Source organism: Streptomyces abyssomicinicus, assembly GCF_008974245.1.
In the GTDB taxonomy this organism is placed as follows: domain Bacteria; phylum Actinomycetota; class Actinomycetes; order Streptomycetales; family Streptomycetaceae; genus Streptomyces; species Streptomyces abyssomicinicus.
The window spans coordinates 13,265-30,290 of record NZ_BBZI01000005.1; the positions used below are offsets into that span (position 1 = coordinate 13,265).

At 71.4% G+C, this 17,026-nt stretch carries 11 protein-coding genes and 1 pseudogene; 2 read left to right on the forward strand and 10 right to left on the reverse strand.

Features of this window, described 5'->3' with window-relative positions:
* Positions 1 to 35: 35 nt before the first annotated feature.
* Genes GBN72_RS00065 through GBN72_RS00075 form a run of 3 tightly spaced genes read right to left on the reverse strand, consistent with a single transcriptional unit; the run spans position 36 to position 3,750 of the window.
* Positions 36 to 971 carry a carbohydrate ABC transporter permease gene (locus tag GBN72_RS00065; RefSeq protein ID WP_151769539.1) on the reverse strand — a complete coding sequence of 312 codons (936 nt, stop codon included), beginning with the start codon at positions 969 to 971 and terminating at the stop codon, positions 36 to 38.
* A complete protein-coding gene (locus tag GBN72_RS00070) occupies positions 968 to 2,029 on the reverse strand; it encodes an ABC transporter permease (RefSeq protein WP_151769540.1) in 1,062 nt (353 codons plus the stop codon). Before GBN72_RS00070 ends, GBN72_RS00065 begins: the two co-directional genes overlap by 4 nt.
* A gap of 29 nt (positions 2,030 to 2,058) precedes the next feature.
* Positions 2,059 to 3,750 (reverse strand): extracellular solute-binding protein, encoded by a 1,692-nt coding sequence (locus GBN72_RS00075; RefSeq protein WP_151769541.1) that lies wholly within the window; start codon positions 3,748 to 3,750, stop codon positions 2,059 to 2,061.
* 291 nt (positions 3,751 to 4,041) lie between these two features.
* Here GBN72_RS00075 and GBN72_RS00080 point away from each other — a divergent pair, with 291 nt between their 5' ends.
* A complete protein-coding gene (locus tag GBN72_RS00080; RefSeq protein WP_151769542.1) occupies positions 4,042 to 6,900 on the forward strand; it encodes a glycoside hydrolase family 3 C-terminal domain-containing protein in 2,859 nt (952 codons plus the stop codon).
* Positions 6,901 to 6,952: 52 nt separating this feature from the next.
* Here GBN72_RS00080 and GBN72_RS00085 read toward each other — a convergent pair whose 3' ends face one another.
* From GBN72_RS00085 to GBN72_RS00110, 5 genes and pseudogenes are all read right to left on the reverse strand, one after another.
* Positions 6,953 to 7,354, reverse strand: coding sequence for a hypothetical protein (locus tag GBN72_RS00085; RefSeq protein WP_151769543.1), 402 nt, complete (start codon positions 7,352 to 7,354; stop codon positions 6,953 to 6,955).
* On the reverse strand, positions 7,351 to 7,668 hold the full coding sequence (locus tag GBN72_RS00090) for a hypothetical protein (RefSeq protein ID WP_246212179.1): 318 nt from the start codon (positions 7,666 to 7,668) through the stop codon (positions 7,351 to 7,353). Before GBN72_RS00090 ends, GBN72_RS00085 begins: the two co-directional genes overlap by 4 nt.
* A 1,082-nt stretch (positions 7,669 to 8,750) precedes the next feature.
* Positions 8,751 to 8,879: pseudogene (locus GBN72_RS00100) on the reverse strand (AAA family ATPase); the annotation flags it as partial.
* 70 nt (positions 8,880 to 8,949) lie between these two features.
* A complete protein-coding gene (locus GBN72_RS00105) occupies positions 8,950 to 12,198 on the reverse strand; it encodes an NACHT domain-containing protein (protein WP_151769545.1) in 3,249 nt (1,082 codons plus the stop codon).
* Positions 12,195 to 12,611 carry a hypothetical protein gene (locus GBN72_RS00110; protein ID WP_151769546.1) on the reverse strand — a complete coding sequence of 139 codons (417 nt, stop codon included), beginning with the start codon at positions 12,609 to 12,611 and terminating at the stop codon, positions 12,195 to 12,197. The genes GBN72_RS00105 and GBN72_RS00110 overlap by 4 nt, the downstream gene beginning before the upstream one ends.
* A gap of 308 nt (positions 12,612 to 12,919) precedes the next feature.
* Between GBN72_RS00110 and GBN72_RS00115 the strand changes: the two genes are divergently transcribed.
* Entirely contained in the window at positions 12,920 to 13,519 is a 600-nt protein-coding gene (locus GBN72_RS00115) for a hypothetical protein (RefSeq protein ID WP_151769547.1), read from the forward strand.
* Positions 13,520 to 14,019: 500 nt separating this feature from the next.
* On the opposite strand, the gene GBN72_RS00120 is transcribed toward GBN72_RS00115, so the two are convergent.
* Complete coding sequence (locus GBN72_RS00120) at positions 14,020 to 14,496, reverse strand: (2Fe-2S)-binding protein (RefSeq protein ID WP_151769548.1); 477 nt, start codon at positions 14,494 to 14,496, stop codon at positions 14,020 to 14,022.
* Positions 14,497 to 14,567: 71 nt separating this feature from the next.
* Positions 14,568 to 16,958, reverse strand: a complete 2,391-nt coding sequence (locus tag GBN72_RS00125) for a molybdopterin cofactor-binding domain-containing protein (protein WP_151769549.1) — start codon at positions 16,956 to 16,958, stop codon at positions 14,568 to 14,570.
* Positions 16,959 to 17,026 lie beyond the last annotated feature (68 nt).

A 17,026-nucleotide genomic window follows, 5' to 3' on the forward strand; every position in this document is an offset into this window, starting at 1 on the left:
AGCGGACGGGAGGGACCGCGGGAGGCAGCGGACGGTCAGCCCTTGACCGCGCCGGTCAGCATGCCCTTCCTGAAGTGCTTCTGGACGAACGGCGACAGCACGGCGACCGGCAGCAGAGCCAGCACCATCACGGCCATCTGGACCGCCAGGCCCGACAGTTCGCCCGTCTTGATCGCCTGGCCGAGCCCCACCGGCGCCTGCTGCTTCTGCACCAGCTGGATCATGACGTTCTGCAGCGGCATCTTGTCCTGGTCGTTCAGGTACAGCGAGGCGTTGAACCAGGCGCTCCAGTAGCCGACGGCGTAGAACAGGGTGATCACCGCGACGACGGCCCGGGACAGCGGCAGGACGATCTGCCACAGGATGCGGAACTCCCCGGCACCGTCGATCCGGGCGCTGTCGACGAGTTCCTGCGAGATGCCCATGAAGAACCCGCGCAGCACCAGGATGTTGAAGACGCTGACCGCGCTCGGCAGGATCAGCGAGAGGTAGGTGTCCATCAGGCCCAGCGACTGCACCAGCAGGTACGACGGGATCAGGCCCGCGCTGAAGAACATCGTCGCCATCAGCGTCATCAGGATCCAGCGGTGCCCCAGCGAGCCGCTGCGCGACAGGCCGTACGCGCACAGCACGGACACCGCCATCGAGAAGAGCGTGCCGACCAGCGTCACCAGCACGCTGACCACGGCCGCCCGGCTGACCTGCCCGCCGCTGAGCAGTTCCCGGTAGGCGACGAAGGTGATGTCCTGGGGGACCATCACCAGACCGCCCGCCTCGTCGATCGTCTTCCGCGACGACAGGCTGGTGACGACGACGATCCACAGCGGGAAGAGGATGGCCAGGCAGGCGAAGGTCAGCACCAGGCCCTTGCCCGCGAGGCCGGCACGGCCCGGCGGCTCCTCCCACACGGGGCGCGGCGGCGCCGCCCACCACCGCTGCCGGGCGGGCGCCTCGGCGAGTTCGGTCGTCACTTGCGGTACACCCCCTGCTCGCCCATGAGATGGGCGACCTTGTTCGCGGCGAGGACCAGACCGATGCTGACCACGCCCTTGACGAGGCCCGCGGCGGCGGCGTAGCCGAAGTCCTGGTTGCGGACGCCGTACCACCACACGAAGGTGTCCAGGACCTCCGAGGCCTCGGGACCGACGGCGTCGCGTTGCAGCAGTATCTGTTCGAAGCCCACGGTCAGCGCGTCGCCCACCCGCAGGACCAGCAGCAGGGCGATCACCGGACGCAGCGCGGGCAGTGTGACGTGCCACATGCGCCGCCACCGTCCGGCGCCGTCCATCGCGGCGGCCTCGTAGAGCTCCTGGTCGACCGAGGCCAGCGCGGCGAGGAAGACGATGATCCCCCAGCCGGCGTCCTTCCACACGCTCTGCGCGGTGACGAGGTACTTGAAGGTCTCCGGATCGGTCATCAGGTCGATGCCGTCGAACCCGTGCTGCCGCAGCAGCTGGGAGAGCAGCCCGGCGCCGCCGAGCAGCTGCTGGAAGACGGCGATGACCAGCACCCAGGAGAAGAAGTGCGGCAGGTACAGGATCGCCTGGGACACCGCCCGCACCCGGGGCCTGACCACGCTGTTGATGAGCAGGGCCAGCGCGATGGGCACCGGGAAGTAGAGGAGGAGCTGGAGCAGGAAGAGGATCAGCGTGTTCTGCACCGCGTGCCAGAAGGCCGGGTCCCCGAAGAGCTGCTCGAAGTGCTCCAGGCCGATCCAGGAGCTGTTCAGGATCGAGACGACGCCGTTGTCGCTGATGTAGGGGTCGTAGTCCTCGAAGGCGACGACGTTGCCGAGGATCGGCAGGTAGTTGAAGACCAGGATCAGGGCCACGGCCGGGACCGACATCAGCAGCAGCGCGCGGTCCCGCCGCCAGCGCAGCCGCAGTCGCAGCCGCGACCCCTCGGGAGGACCGGCGGTGCTCCGCCGGCCGCCGCCGGTGCCCCCGGTGGTGTCGCCGGACACCACCGGGGTCGTCTCCGGCTCTTTCGCCGCCCCGGTGTCGCTCCGGGGCGCCGTGCTGTGGGACACGGCCCTCTCCTCGCCTGTGTGGGGCCGGGTCAGCCGGCCGCCGAGCCGTTCTCGTCCAGGAGCTTGCGGTACCAGTCGCGCAGTTCGTCGCCGCCCCTGCTCTTCCACTCGGAGACGGCCTGCTGCATGTCGGACACCTTCTTGCGGCCGCGGACGATGTCGTCCTCCAGCTGCTCGAAGTCGTTGCCGAGGTCGGCCCAGCGCGACGGCTCGGTGATCATCTGGCCGTAGAAGCTGGACTTCCTGGTGAAGGCGCCCATCCGCTGCTGCCACTCCACCTGCGCCTTGGCGACCTCGGGGAAGTCGGGGTGGGCGATGGTGGCGGAGGGGCTCGCGATCATCACGAAGGCGTTCATCACCTCGTTGTTGCCCTGGTCGTTCTTGGCGGGCACGCCGTCCTTCACCGCGTAATGGGTGCCCTCGACGCCGTAGTTGACGGCCATGTACTCCTTGGTGCCGTACGGCGCGGCGGTCACGTTGGCGACCGCGAGGACGTCACGGACCACGGCCTCGGAGGCCTTCTTGTTGACGAAGGCGAAGATGTTGGCCGGCTGGGTCGCCCACAGCAGCGGGTCGCCCCCGTCATGACCGAAGAAGTCCAACCCCGAGATCTTGAAGTCCGGGTTCTGCACGGCCTGTTCGGCGGTGCGGCTCCACCACTGCGAGATGTCCTGGTTGTACATGAGGAACTCGCCGGCCGCGAACTTCGGGCCCGGGTCGGGCTGGTTCTTGCCCAGCTTGGCGTCCGGGTGGACGTACCCGGCGGCGAACAGCTTGCGGGTCCACTCCAGCGCCTCGAGGAACTCGTCGGTCTCGGTGCGGTGCACGAGCTTGCCGTCGACCAGGTTCCAGGCGAGCGGCTTCTCACCGCCGGAGAGCACGCCGAAGGCGCTGAACGCGGTCCACTTCATGTCCAGGCAGGCCCAGCGCTTGGCGGCGGGGCGGGTGATCTCCTTGCAGAGGGCCTCGAACTCCGCGCAGGAACGCGGGATCTCGTAGCCCTCCTTCTCGAAGATGTCCTGCCGGTAGAAGGGCACGTTGTTGGGCACGTACGAGGACGGCATCGGCAGGCCGCGGAGCTTGCCGCCGATGATGCACCGCTGCCAGGCGTCGGTCGGGATCGCGGCCAGGTTCGGGTAGTCCTTGACCTTGTCGCCGGAGAGGTACGGGCCGAGGTCGGCGAACTTGTTGGTGAGGGCGGTGGGTATCTTGCCGCCCATGTTCCAGCCGGGCACCACCACCACGTCCGGGATCGCGCTGGAGGCGAGGACCGCGCCGAGCTTCTGGTCGTAGGTGTTGCCGTCCTGGTTCTGCCAGACGACGTCGACGCCGATCAGGTCGTTCATCGCCTTGTAGTAGGCGTTGTCCTGCTTCGGCGGCGAGCCCCAGAAGGGCGACATCACGGTGACCTTGTTGCCCTTGCCGAGCTTCTCGGGCACCGAGGTCTTGAGCGTGGCGAGGTCGAGCTCGGCGGTGAAGCCGACCGCCGAACCGTTCTTCGACGGGATGTCGGGGGTGACAACGTTGTTCGCGACGTAGGACGGCAGCAGCTTCTTCGCGCCCTTGTCCGAGGAGGACCCTCCCTGGCCGCCGCTGTCCGAGGCGCCGCAGGCGCTGAGCAGTGGCGTCCCGCCGGCCACCGCCACGGCGGCGACCGCCGTGGAGGCGAGGAAGGTTCTCCGGCTCGCGCCGGCGGGGGCGGGGGCGGCGTTCGGCGTCATTGCGTCAACCCTTCGTGGGGCGCCCGGACACCCGGGCCCATCGACTGCGGCGGCTCTGTCGAAGCGCTTCGAAGCTGGAGGCGAGGTTAGGTGAACACTTCGGGGTGCACAAGGTCCGTCGCCAAGATTCCTCAACGGGCCCCGGAACCCGCGAAACACCGGGAATGTCTCGGAATAAAGGGCGGGAAGGCGGACCCGGCCGCCCTACGGGCTTGACAGGACCCCCTCCCGAAACCAGCATCGAAGCGCTTCGAAAGCCTTCCGCCGCCGCCTTGCAAGGGGACCACCAAAGTGACCGCAGCGATGCCCCCCGCACCGTCGTTCCGCGATCCCCGGCTGCCGTTCGAGAAGCGCGTCGAGGACCTTCTCGGGCGGCTCACCCTCGACGAGAAGATCTCCCTGCTGCACCAGTTCGCGCCCGCCGTCGACCGGCTCGGCGTCGCCGCCTTCCGCACCGGCCAGGAAGCGCTGCACGGCGTCGCCTGGATGGGCCCGGCGACGGTGTTCCCCCAGGCGGTCGGGCTCGGCGCGACCTGGAACACCGACCTGGTCCGCCGCGTCGGCGAGGCGGTCTCCCGCGAGGCGCGCGCCATGCGCGCCCGCGACGAGAGGGTCGGCCTCAACGTGTGGGCGCCGACGGTGAACCTGCTGCGCCACCCGCTGTGGGGCCGCAACGAGGAGGGCTACTCGGAGGACCCGCGGCTCACCTCGGCGATCGCCACCGCCTACACCCGGGGGCTGCGCGGGGACCACCCGGTGTACTGGCGCACCGCCCCGGTGCTCAAGCACTGGCTCGCGCACAACAACGAGACCGGCCGCGACGTCACCTCCTCCTCCGTCCCCCCGCGCGTGCTCCACGAGTACGACCTGCGCGCCTTCGAGGAGACCGTGCGGGCCGGGACGGCGGCCGGGGTGATGCCCGCCTACAACCTCGTCAACGGCCGCCCCAACCACGTCTCCCCCTACCTGGAGGAGCACCTGCGCACCTGGACCGACGAGCCGCTGCTGGTGTGCTCGGACGCCGGGGCGCCGTCCAACCTGGTCGACTCCGAGCACTACTTCGACACCCACGAGGAGGCCACCGCGGCCGCCCTGCGGGCCGGCGTCGACAGCTTCACCGACCACGGTACGGACAGCTCGGTGATGACCGGGCGCATCACCCGGGCCCTCGAGAAGGGCCTGCTGACCGAGGCCGACATCGACCGGGCGGCCCGCCGCCACCTGTCGGTCCGCTTCCGGCTCGGCGAGTTCGACCCCGGGGACGACCCGCACGCCCGCACCGCCGCGTTCGACACCCCCGCCCACCGGGAACTGGCCCGGGAGGCCGCCGAGCAGGCCGTGGTGCTGCTGAAGAACGACGACGGCCTGCTGCCCCTGCCGCCGGGAACCCGGCTCGCGGTGGTCGGACTCCTCGCCGACGAGTGCAAGCTCGACTGGTACAGCGGCACGCTCCTCCACCGCTCCACCCCGCTGCAGGGACTGCGTGAGCGCTTCGGGGCGGAGCACGTGGAGTTCGCCGAGGGCGTGGACCGGGTACGGCTGCGCACCGCGGACGGCGCCTTCCTGGAGGTGCCCGCGGCCGACGACGCCGGCGACGAGGCCCGCGGCGCGCAGGGGGCGCTCGACCCGGCGCTGCTGGCGGGCCGCACCGACCTGCCGCCGCTGGTCACCGGCGGCGCCGGCACCGTGCTGGACCTCGCCGACTGGGGCGAGGGCGTGCTCACGCTGCGGGCCCCGGACGGGCGGTACCTGTCGGCGGCGGAGGACGGCCGGGTGCGCGCCTCGGCCGAGCAACCGGGCGGCTGGGTCGTGCGGGAGACGTTCCGCCTGGAGCCGCGGGGAAGCGCCCACGTCCTGCGACACCTGGGCACCGGCCGCCCCGTCGTGGCCGACGCGGACGGGGTCCGGGTGGCCGCGGAGGGGGAGGACGCCGCCGAACTCTTCGACGTGGTGGTCGAGGAGCGCGGCGCCGACGCCGTCGCGCGGGCCGCCGCGCGGGCCGACGCGGTCGTGGTGGTGGCGGGCAACGACCCCCACATCAACGGCCGCGAGACCGAGGACCGCACCACGCTGCGCCTCCCCGGCCACCAGCGGCGCCTGCTGCACGCCGCGCGCACCGCCAACCCGCGGACCGTGCTCGCCCTGGTCTCCTCCTACCCCTACGCGGTGCCGGCCGAGGCGCTGCCGGCGGTGCTCTGGACGGCCCACGGCGGCCAGGCCGCTGGCACCGCGCTCGCCCGGGTGCTCGCCGGCGACGTCTCGCCCGCCGGCCGCCTGCCGCAGACCTGGTACGCCGACGACGCCGACCTGCCCGGCCTGCTGGACTACGACGTCATCGGCTCACGCCAGACCTACCTGTACTTCGAGGGCGCGGCGCTCTTCCCCTTCGGCCACGGGCTGTCCTACGCGTCGTTCTCCTACACCGGACTGTCGGCGGCCGTCGTGGACGGCTCGCTGCGGGTGTCCTGCACGGTCACCAACACCGGGGAGGTCACGGCGGACGAGGTGGTGCAGCTGTACACGCGGGCGGTGGAGCCGCCGGTGGTCCGCCCGCGCCGCGAACTGGCCGCGCACCGGCGGGTGCGGCTGGCCCCGGGTGAGGCGGCCGAGCAGGTCTTCGACGTGCCGCTGCCGGACTTCGGGTTCTGGGACGTGGCCCGCGGCGGCCGGCGGGTGGCCCCGGGCCCCTACGAGCTGCTCGTCGGGGCGTCCAGCGAGGACGTCCGGCTGCGCGCCGTCGTCCACCTGCCGGGGGAGCCCGGCGCGCCGCGCCCGGTCGGGGTGTCCGGGCTGTCCGCGGCGGACTTCGACGAGCACTCCGGGGCCGCGGTCGTGGACCGCGCGAAGACGTCCGGCGACGCGGTCACCCCGGTGGACGGCCGCGCCGAACTCCTCTACCGGGCCTGTGACTTCGGCGAGGGTGTCACCTCGGTCACCGTCACCGTCGCGGGCGGCGGCACGGTGGAGGTCACCGCCGCGCCGGCCTCCGGCGGGGCCCCGGCCACGGCGACGCTCTCCCCGGCCGCCCCCACCGCCGGCCCGTACGACCACACCACCCTCACCGCGCCGTTCACCGCGTCGGGCGTGCGGGACGTCCGCGTCACCCTGCGCGGGGAACTCCGCCTCGCCGAGGTGCGCTTCACCGGCTGAGGCGCCGCCCGGCGAGGCCCGCGGCCGCGCGGCGGGGCCTCGCCGGGCGGGCCTACCGCAGCCCGATGACGACGATCTCGTCACCGCACAGTTTGCGCAGGTCGTCCTCGTCGGAGGTGAAGACGGTGACCGGTCCCGGATGCCGCAGGGCCACGGAGGCGAGCGCGGCGTCGATGGCGTACTTGTGCCCGTGGAGACCGGCCTCCCTGAGGAGTCCGACAGCTTCCTCGGCGACGTCCGCGGTCACCGGCTCGACATGGATGAGGGACAGCGCCCGGTGCCAGGCCGGCGTGTACGTCCTCACGTCGTACGCCTCGATCAAGGTCATGGAGGTGGTCATGACGCGGATGCCGCAGCGATGCGCCTCCTTGATCCGGGCGCCCATGCGGCGCTCACCGCGTACCCACCGGGACAGGCCCTCGCAGTCCAGGAGGTAGGCGGCGCCCCCTCTCAAGCCGCTGCCCCCCGCTGCCCCGGCCCGGACGACGGCAGGCCCGGCTCGCCCGTGCCGGCTTCCTGGGCCCTGGCCAGCTCCGCGTGCCGGCGTTCGGTCTCCCGCCGTTCGGCCTCCGCCTCCGCCAGCTCCGCCTCGGTGACCTCTCCGTACTCCCTCTCCCACCAGGTGACCGCCTCGCCCAGCCGGTCCTGCTCCCGGCGGCGCTCTATGGCAGCGGTGACGTAACGGCTGAACCCGCCGGGGCCCACCTCGGCGCGAATGGCCTCGGCCAGCTCCTCAGGGAGCGTGACGGTGTACTTCTTCGTTGCCATACCATCCACCATACCGAGTGTCGTGCGGGATTCGAGCCGGCCGGGCGAGGCGTGGTGACGGCTCGGAGCGTCTCCTCCCGCCGGAAGCCGGCTCCAAGGGCTCCATCTTCGCCGCCCCGCCGCCCCACCGCCCTGATCGCGGCCCGGATGCGCGGTCAGGTCCCGCAGCGGCGGATGCCCGCGGATGCCGCTGGGCCGGCCCGGTGATCTCGCGGTCCTCCTCGGCGACGCGGCGGACCAGGGGTACGGAGCCCCGACGCACCGGCTGCCCGGGGCCGCCCGGGGGGCTCCGTAGCCGTGGCCGGGGCTCCGCAGCCGTGCCAGGGGCTCTGCAGCCGTGCCGGGGCCGTACGAGCGGCCCATGAGCCGCGCGGCGGAGGCCGCGCCGCCCACTGCGGCTGCGACCGCGTCACCCCGACAGGAACGGGCTCGGCTCCCCGTGCCGGAAGACGTCGACGCTGTCCCGCGCCCGGGTCGCGGCGACGAAGACCAGTGAGCAGGCCCGCTGAAGTTCGCGCCGCCGCCCGCCTGCGAGGTGCCGGGCGCACGGCCGGGACCGAGAATGGCGTCGTCGACTTTGACCGATTGGTGCGTTGGTGGAGGACGTGTACGCCTTCGCGGCGACCGCCCGAGGACCCGCGCCGGCTGTCAGCGGGACGCGCTTGCGGTGATGAACCGGGAGGCCGACGGTCCTCGCGGGTGGGTCATCTTGGACTGGGACAAGAACAACGACGACGAGCGGACCGTGAGCCGGCCGTGCCTTCCCTTCGTCCGGTTGCCCGGGGCGGAACTGGAGAACCGGCTGCACCCCCTCACGGCCCGGACGGCGGGCGACTGGGTCACCATGCCGGACCTGAACCGATCGGCTTCGACGCCCTCGGGCACGCCCTCGAGTCAGCCGTTCTGGGATACGGCCACGACGAGGCGGAGCCCAGATCCCCCCACTGGAGACAGCGGCCCAGCGGGAGGCACGCGAGGCCAGGCTGAACCTGCTCCAGCAGGTCATGGGGACCTACACGTCGACCGAAGCCGTGGAGAAGCACGACGGAATCACGGACAGCCTCGGGCGCATGGCCGCCGGGCACATTGAGCACGTTTGACTTCCCCACGCCGTTCGGACCCACCAGCACGGTGAGCGGGCCGAGCGGGATGCTCACATCACGCAGGCTGCGGAAGTTCTCCACGTGCAGTTCTAGGAGACGGCCGGACATGGCGGGGCGGAGTGCACCAGTACGGCAGGAGGACGGGGTGGGGCAGAAGCGGCTCGGTGTGGAGATGCGCTCACTCCGTCTCCCGCAGCTGCAGCAGGAGGGCCTCGGCCTCAGGGCAGAGGACGCCCTCCTCCAGGAGATTCTGGAGGAGGGGATTCCAGGCGCCTTCGGACGCGGTCTGGGAGCACGCCGTCACAGCGGCGCACTGGCCACCGCACTGCCATTTGCCGATGAAGGCCACCAGTTCCTCCGGGGTGGTGACGCCCTTTCCCACCGCGCGGACCAGAAGCATTTCTCCCAGAGTCCTGCCTCGGCCCCGGACGGGCAGGACTCCGGAGGCGGCGCCCGTTCCGTACACCTCGAGTGCCGTGCGCGCCTGTTCCCAGCGCTCGGCCGGAGGGCTGGTCAAGGCGCATTCGAAACAGGTGCGCACCAGCGCGACCCAGGCCTTCGCGGGCTCCCCCGCGCATTCGCCGCTGTGCGCCGCGTTCCGCAGGAGCACCTGCAATTCCCGACGGTGGGGCTCCGCGTTGTCAGGAAAGGCGCGGAGCCAACTGTCGAAGGTGGTGTACAGCGCCTGCCGCTCGCCGGGAGTGGCGTCCGGTCCGGTGCAGCCGAGGAGCGCGGGCGTGGCGTCCTTTGCCTGCCGGTGTCCTTGGCGCAGGAGTTTGTCCAGCATGGAGAGAGCCGCGCGGCGCGTTCCGCTCCACCGGGAGGAGAGCAGGTGCCGCCACTGCGCGGCGGTGAGGACCGTGCCGTTCCCGGACGCCTGCGGCAGCCTGCTGGCCGCCTGCCGGGCGGTGACGTCGTGGGCGTGACCTGCCGAGACGACGACCACTTCGTCCAGGGAAAGCCTTCGTACGGTCTCGCGGTCGAGGGTGCCTTCCAGGAGCCGGTCGGTTCCCCGCTGCCGCTCCGGCGGGGCCGTCCGCGCCAGCAGGCGATCCAGCCGGGTCTTCTCCTCGGGGGAGGCGATGAAGGAGGAGACACGTCGTCCAAGCCCATAGAGGACGGCTCGGACTTCGTCGGAATATGTCTTGTCCCAGGGGAGGGGAAGGGACTGGAACCAGGTCGCGACCTCCGTGGCGACGTCCGGCTCGGAACACAGGTCCCCCAGCACGTTCGCCGCGCGCTTCCGGACTTCCACAGCGCCGGAGCCCGCGTCCAGACACCGCCACAAGGCGTCCCGCAGTACGGGCCGTTCCCTGGCGAGGAGCCGTGCCGTGTGCTGGGCCAACCGGGAGTTCGGAAACGTGTCCGTGTCGGTGATCAGTTTGTCCAGCACGCGTTCCGCCATCGGTTCCGCCTCGAGGAGCGCCGTGGCGACGAACCGGGCACCCTCGTCCGCGGGGACGAAGACGTCGTCGGGCAGCGCCACGAGGAACCGGAGGAAGGTGTTCCTGCTTCCGGCCGGTGTTCCTGGCGTGCCCACCAGACGGATGTACACCTCGCGGACTTTGCGGCCCGCGGCCTCGAAGTCCTCCTGGACGGCTTGAACGGTTTCCACGGACACCGGGGCGCCTACCTCCAACGCGGGCCCCAGCATGTCCTGGAGAGCTTCGTCCGGCTGCCGGACGACCGTGGGCCCCCGCCGGGGCCAGTCCGCTCTGCGCGCATGCACCGCCCGGATGCCGGGGGCCAGGTCGGCCACATCGTCCCCCGGCCGTCGGCGGACGGACAACAGACCGAACAACGCGACGGAGGCGGAGACCTGTTGATGCGGAAGGTCGCGCAGTCCGCCGAGGGCGACGGCCCGAGCGGCGTCCAGGCCGGGTTCGGTCACCGCTTCCAGTGCGTCCCACAGCGAGACGATCCGCTGGTCGAGCCGTCCGGTCGCCTCCTGGGCGAGGCCGCTGATGTGAGCGCTGTTGCCGCAGTTGGCGACGGCGAAGGCGGTGTTGCGGAAGATGCCGAGGTCATCGAGGCGGAGTTCGGGCACCACGTCGTCGAGCCGGTGAAGTACGTCCTCCATTCCCAGCAGGTGCCGAAGGACCGGTAGCGCGAACCCGTACCCCGCCGGGTCGCTGCAGAGCCGCTGATAGAACTCCCGCCGCTCGTCGTCGAGTTCGACAAGCCAGTGGGCAACGGCGTACTCGGCGAGGGTCTGGTGCCGGAACTCCACCACCTTGATCGGCATCGCTCCTTGTTCGACCTCGTTGAGGAAACCGTCGTCGCAGAGCTCTTGGAGCGCGGCCCTGCGCCGCGCGCTGCCCGTGTCCAGCCCGGCGGGCCCACCGCCGGCCGTTCCCGTCAGACGGTTCCTGGTCAGCCGGTCCTGGAATCGGGTACGGGACTCCCGCCACAGCAGCGAGGCCATGTATCGGCAGAGGGCCTCTTTGTCCTCGATCCGTTCGTCCATGGCCTCCTGGGAACCGGTCAAACGGGTGCTCGACACCTTCTCCGCCCAGTACCGGGCGTAGAGACCGCTGGTGGTGAGGTCCTGGGGCACGTGTCCGTCGGTGCCGCCGAAGATCTCGCACACCATCCCGAGCAGGAGCGGGCTGCTGAGAAGGCGGCGCAGCCCGACGTGCGCGCCGCCGGACGAGATGGTGATCAGCCGTTGGCCGAACTCTTCCTCGCCGATCGCCGGGCGGATGCCCTTGGCCGTCAGATACTGCCGGGTGAAGTCGACGATCTCCTGCTGATCCAGGGCAGGCACGGACTTGACGACGGCCTTGTGGCCGCCTTCGTCCACCAGCGTGGTCAGCGGTCCGCAGTACGCGCTGTACTCGCGGGGGCGGCAGGTCAGCACGATCGTGGTGCCGGTGGCGGAGAGTTCCGAGAGATAGGCGCACAGGGGGTCGGCCCACTGGCGGGAGAGCAGCAGGTCCAGGGTGTCGAGCAGGAGGACCCGGCCCTCGCCCGAGAACTGCTCGAGCGCCGCGGTGAGCCGGCCCGCGCCGGACGCCGCGCCGAAGGCCTGGTCCAGGGATTCGGACGCCAGGGCCGTGGCGAGGGGAAGCTGGCCCGTCAACGGCGCCGACGCGGCTGTCGGCGGCGACTCCGGGAGGAGGACCTGGTCGCAGCGGACCATGACGGGGGTCGAGGGCCCGGAGCTGCCCAGCAGTTCGTACAGGTGCCCCAGGAGAACCGTCTTGCCCGAACCGGCGTCGGCGACGACGCTCAACAGGCCTCCGCCCTCCGCGCGCATGTCCTGCACCAGAGGAAACACGATGTCCGCGGTCACTGCGCGGGCGAGCAGCGGCACACGCCGAGGCTTGAACTCCTGGATCAGCGCGCGTTGACCGGCCCGGAAGCGTCGTTCGGCGCTCGAATCGTCATGGGCGCCGACGAGGCCGGTGGTGACGCCGTTGGTCATGATTCCGTCACCGCGGTGGCTTCAGCGACCCGGGTGGTCTCCTCGATGGCGGTGGTGAGGGCGGGAACACCGGGCAGCGGCACGGTGAGTAGCGCAGCGCAGTGCGGCAGTTGCGCGTGCAGTCCCGCCAGGGCCGCCCGAACCTCGGGGAGGTGCACGCCCTGCCAACGAGCCTGGTTCAAGGCGGCCATCCGCACTTCGGCGAGCGCAGTGCGCAGAACGGACCGAAGTTCGGTGAGCTGGGCTCGTTTCTGAAGATCGGCGACCTGTCGGTTCGCGTGCTCTGCGATACGAATCGCGTCGGTGGAGCGGCGGACCGACTGCCGGGCGGAGCGAGCCTGGGACAGGGTGAAACCGGCTGCCACCAAAGCGACTGCCAGGCTTCCTGCCGCGATCACGATTTCGCCGTTCAACAGCCCCACCCTCCTACCGATCCGCTTCCGTGACTGCGGGACCTGGCGGCACGACAGATTACTCGGTCGTGCCGTCCTCGGTCCTCGCTCGGAGCGCCCGGCTGGAATCTTGCTGTTCAGGGGGAGGCCTGAGGTCCTCGCACTGTGAGGACCGCAGTAGCGTCGGGTGACGTGAGGGAATCACCGATCCGTCACAGCTGGACTGCGACAGTCTCCAGCGGGCCCAGGCGATCGCCGCCATCATGCCGTTCGCCGACGTCGAGCCGGTCGAGCTGGGGCCATCCTGCACGACTTCTTACTCTTAGGTCATGGCAGATGAGACATGGGAGGCCCTGCGAGGCACTCCGCCCAGCGAGGTGCGCAGACGTGTGGCGGCCGTCAGCGAGACGCTCGGCCCCCGTTTCGTCAGAGAGCTGCGCGGCGCGCAGCGCTACGAGTTCAACCAAGGCATCGGGCAGTGGGTGGTGTGGTATTTCACCCCGGATCGGCAGGTTCTGTTGCTGACCTATGAGGGGCTCGCGGACACCACACCTTCCTCGGACGATTACCCCACCATGGAGATGTTCTACCGGGACGTCCCCGACGACCTCGTCGCTCTCGTACGCAACGACGACGAAGTGAGCACGACCGTCATCAACAAGGAGAGCGGCGAGACCCTTCACTGGGCCAGCAGCGTGTTCTGGTGCGATGGCAGCACGTGGTGGATCTCGGAAGGCTTCCTCGACTTCTGCGAGGAGGAGGGCTACGACCCGTTGGTGAGCTCCTGCTTCCAGGACCCGCTGTTCCCGTACGCCTTCGGGCGGGAGCTGACGGCCGAGTCGGTTGCCCGGTTGTCAGCCGATGAGGACGACGAGTGGTTCGGCGACGTGGTGGCCGAGGTACGCGAACGGCTGCGGCGTCAGTACTGAGAGGTCACGGAAGGGCTGGTGGCTTTGTCTAGATCCGACGCCGGCGGAGGGGCGGTACCGAAGGGGGCGACGCACGGCGGGCAGCGGAAGCACTGGGCATACATCTGGGCCACGAGTTCCGCGCGGAGGCAGACGGCCTCGGCGTCGTATGGACCGATGGACCGACCGTGGAGGCAGTACGCCGAGCGGCCGCCAAGGTCCCCGGAGCAGACGATCCCCGCCTTGGTCTCCGTCGCGAACTCTCCGCCTCAGCGGTCACCCTGGGCGCCGTCCGCAGTGCGCTGGGCGGCTTCGGCGCACCCCATGCCGTGGTGGGCCTCGAAGGCGGCCCTGCGGTGGAGGTGCTCACGGAGCAGGGCCGGGTGAGGGTGGAGACACCGACCATCCGGACGCATGGCAACGGTGGTCGGGGGTCTGCCGCGCCCTCTGCCGGACAGCGTCCTCGACAGGCCGGGACGCGTACTCCCCGTGCATGGTCCCCCCCCCGCCCGCTCCGCGGGTCACATGTCCGCGGCCCCTGCCCTGATCGCGGCGCGGATGCGGGGGTAGGTGCCGCAGCGGCAGATGTTGCGGATGCCGTCGAGGTCGGCCTCGGTGATCTCGCGGCCCTCCTCGGCGACCCGGCGGACCAGGGCGACGGCGGCCATGATCTGGCCGGGCTGGCAGTAGCCGCACTGGGCCACGTCCTGGTCCAGCCAGGCCCGCTGCATGGGGTGCAGGTCGGCGCCCACCGTGGCGGCGAGGCCCTCGATGGTGGTGATCTCGTCGGTGGGGGCGAGGTCCTTCACCGGGACGGCGCAGGGGTTCACGGCGCGGCCGTTGAGGTGGCTGGTGCACGCCTTGCAGACGTTGATGCCGCACCCGTACTTCGGCCCGGTGACGCCCAGCACGTCGCGCAGGACCCACAGCAGCCGCTCGTCGTCGTCGACGTCGACGGTGACCTGTTCGCCGTTCAGGCGGAAGGTGTGCTCGGGCATGGGTTCTCGGTTCTCCCAAGGGTCGGGGCGGGTCGGGTCGGAGCGGCTCGTGGCGGGTCGGGGCGGCCGGGTCAGCGGACGTGGTCGAGGCCGTCCGTGGGCGAGGCCGGGACGGGCGGGACGGTCGGCTTCGGCTCGAAGGAGAGGGTGCCGTGGTTGACCGGGAAGGTGGTGGGCATGGTGCCGGTGGCGCGGCCGTAGGCGCAGGCCACGGCGGCCATCGAGGCGGCGACGCCCAGTTCGCCCGCCCCGCCGGGCTTCCCGGTGGTGTCCGGCAGGACGATGACCTCCACCTCGGGCGGCGTGTTCCACTGCCGGGTGTAGAAGTAGTTGTCCCAGCTCGCCTCGAGGAAGTGGCCGTCGCGCAGGTGCAGGCTGGAGGTCAGGGTCAGCGCGATGCCGTCCATCAGGCACCCCATCATCTGCGCCTCGAGACCGCGCGGGTTGACGGCCAGGCCCACGTCCACGGCGGTGAACGCCCTGGTGACGCGCGGGCCGGCCACGCCGTCGCGGACCGGCCGGTTCACGGTCTCCGGCCGGCAGTCGATCTCCACCAGCACCGCGTTGACGGAGCGGTACTCGGTGTGCAGCGCGATGCCCTGCGCCGTGCCCGCGGGCATGGCGCGGCCCCAGTTCCCCGCCTCGGCGACCGCCTCCAGCGCCGCCCGGGCGCGGTCGTCGCGCAGGAGGTCACGGCGGAAGGCGTAGGGGTCCTTGCCCATCTTCGCGGCGACCCGGTCGACCATGAGCTCCCGTGCGCAGGTGACGTCCGGGGAGAAGACGTTGCGCATGCTGCCCGTGTTGAACCCCTTGTCGGTCTCGTTCAGCAGGCGGCTGTTGACGCCGAACTCGTAGGGCATCGACTGGGAGAGCTGGAAGAAGACCTGGGAGAAGGCGGCGTCGCCGACCGGAAGCTGCGCCACCGTGGCGGTGAGGAGCTCACCGAGACCGTGGCCGAGGTCGGTGGCGACGCCGGTGTGCCGCTGCCGGTAGCCGAGGACGGTGTTCCCGGCGTAGGCGATGCGCACCCGCGAGCGCGCCATCGGATGGGTGCGCCCCTGGCGGGAGTCGTCCGCGCGGTGCCACATCAGCTTGACGGGCTTGCCGGTCTTCCGGGAGACCTCGGCGGCCTCCAGCGCGGCGTCGAAGAAGAGCTTGCGGCCGAACGAGCCGCCGCCCTCGGTGACATGGACGGTGACCGCGCCCACCGGCAGCCCGAGCCGGGCGGCGATGGTCTCCTGGGCGACGATCGGCGACTTCAGGGACGCCCAGATCTCGGCACGGCCGGGCCGTACATCGGCGATCGCGCAGTTGGGCTCCAGCGCGCTGTTGCTGCGGAAGTGGAAGGTGAACTCGCCCTCCACGTGCGGCGTCAGCGGCGGCAGCCCGATGGGTATCTCGGCGGCACGCAGCTCCTTGAGGACGGTCGCGTCGGACTTGCCCTCGGCGGTGCCCGGCTTCCAGGTCACCCGCAGGGCACGGACGGCGTCGACGCACCGGCCGAAGGTTCGCGCCCGGACCGCCACCCCCGTGGAGATCACCACGACGTCGGTGACGCCCGGCATGGCGCGGACCTCGTCGAGGTTGGCCACCGAGCCGACCTTGCCGTTGATGGTCGGAGGGCGGCAGACCATGGTCGGCAGGGCGTTGGGTACCTGGAGGTCCATGGTGAACCTCTTGCGCCCGGTCACCGCGTCGAGCGCGTCGACGCGGTTGTGGGGGCGGCCGACGACGGTGAACTCCTCGCTCGCCTTGAGCTCTACCGACTCCGCCTCGGTCCGCAGGGCGGCGGCCTTCGCGGAGAGCTCGCCGATGCCGATCCGCCGCCCGGCGGGGCCGGTGACGACGCCCGCGTCCAGGCGCAGGTCACCGACGGGCGCGTCCAGTTCGGCGGCGGCGGCGCGCAGCAGCCGCAGCCGGGCGACGGCGGCGGCGACACGGACCGGCGTGTAGGTCGAGATGGTGGTGTTGGAGCCGCCGGTGAGCTGGTTGAACAGCAGCTCGGGCCGGGCGTCGGCCAGCGTGACGCGCACCCGGTCCACCGGCACTCCCATCTCCTCGGCGATCAGCATGGCCGTGGAGGTGGTGATGCCCTGGCCGACCTCGGCCCGCGGCAGGGCGAACGAGACGGTGCCGTCGGTGTGCACCTCGACCGTGATCAGGCCCGAGGTCGGCAGGGCGGCGATGGTCATCGCGTCGTTCAGGTCGAGCAGGTCGGTGATCTCCAGGGAGGGGATCCCCGCCGCCGCGCCTGCCGAGGACGCCGCGCCCGCCGAGGACGTCCCGGCGGCCCGGGCCGGTGCCGCGGGGGCGAGTTCGGCGGCCGCCACCAGGGTCGGCGCGGCCAGCACGTACCCGAGGAAGCGGCGCCGTCCGAGGGCGGGCGGGCCGGACTCCGGCCGTGCCGGACGGTGGAGGCCACCGGCCGTGTCTCGCGGTGTCGCGGTCCCGTCACTGGACATGGTCGTCAGGTTCCCATCGTGGTCGGGCGGTTGCGGCTCGCACACCTTGCCGTGGGGCCACGCGCGCG

Coding starts and splice junctions, on each gene's coding strand:
- GBN72_RS00075 (WP_151769541.1), bottom strand. CDS start 3,750: ATGACGCCGAACGCCGCCCCCGCCCCCGCCGGCGCGAGCCGGAGAACC.
- GBN72_RS00090 (WP_246212179.1), bottom strand. CDS start 7,668: ATGGCAACGAAGAAGTACACCGTCACGCTCCCTGAGGAGCTGGCCGAG.
- GBN72_RS00105 (WP_151769545.1), bottom strand. CDS start 12,198: ATGACCAACGGCGTCACCACCGGCCTCGTCGGCGCCCATGACGATTCG.
- GBN72_RS00115 (WP_151769547.1), top strand. CDS start 12,920: ATGGCAGATGAGACATGGGAGGCCCTGCGAGGCACTCCGCCCAGCGAG.
- GBN72_RS00120 (WP_151769548.1), bottom strand. CDS start 14,496: ATGCCCGAGCACACCTTCCGCCTGAACGGCGAACAGGTCACCGTCGAC.
- GBN72_RS00125 (WP_151769549.1), bottom strand. CDS start 16,958: ATGTCCAGTGACGGGACCGCGACACCGCGAGACACGGCCGGTGGCCTC.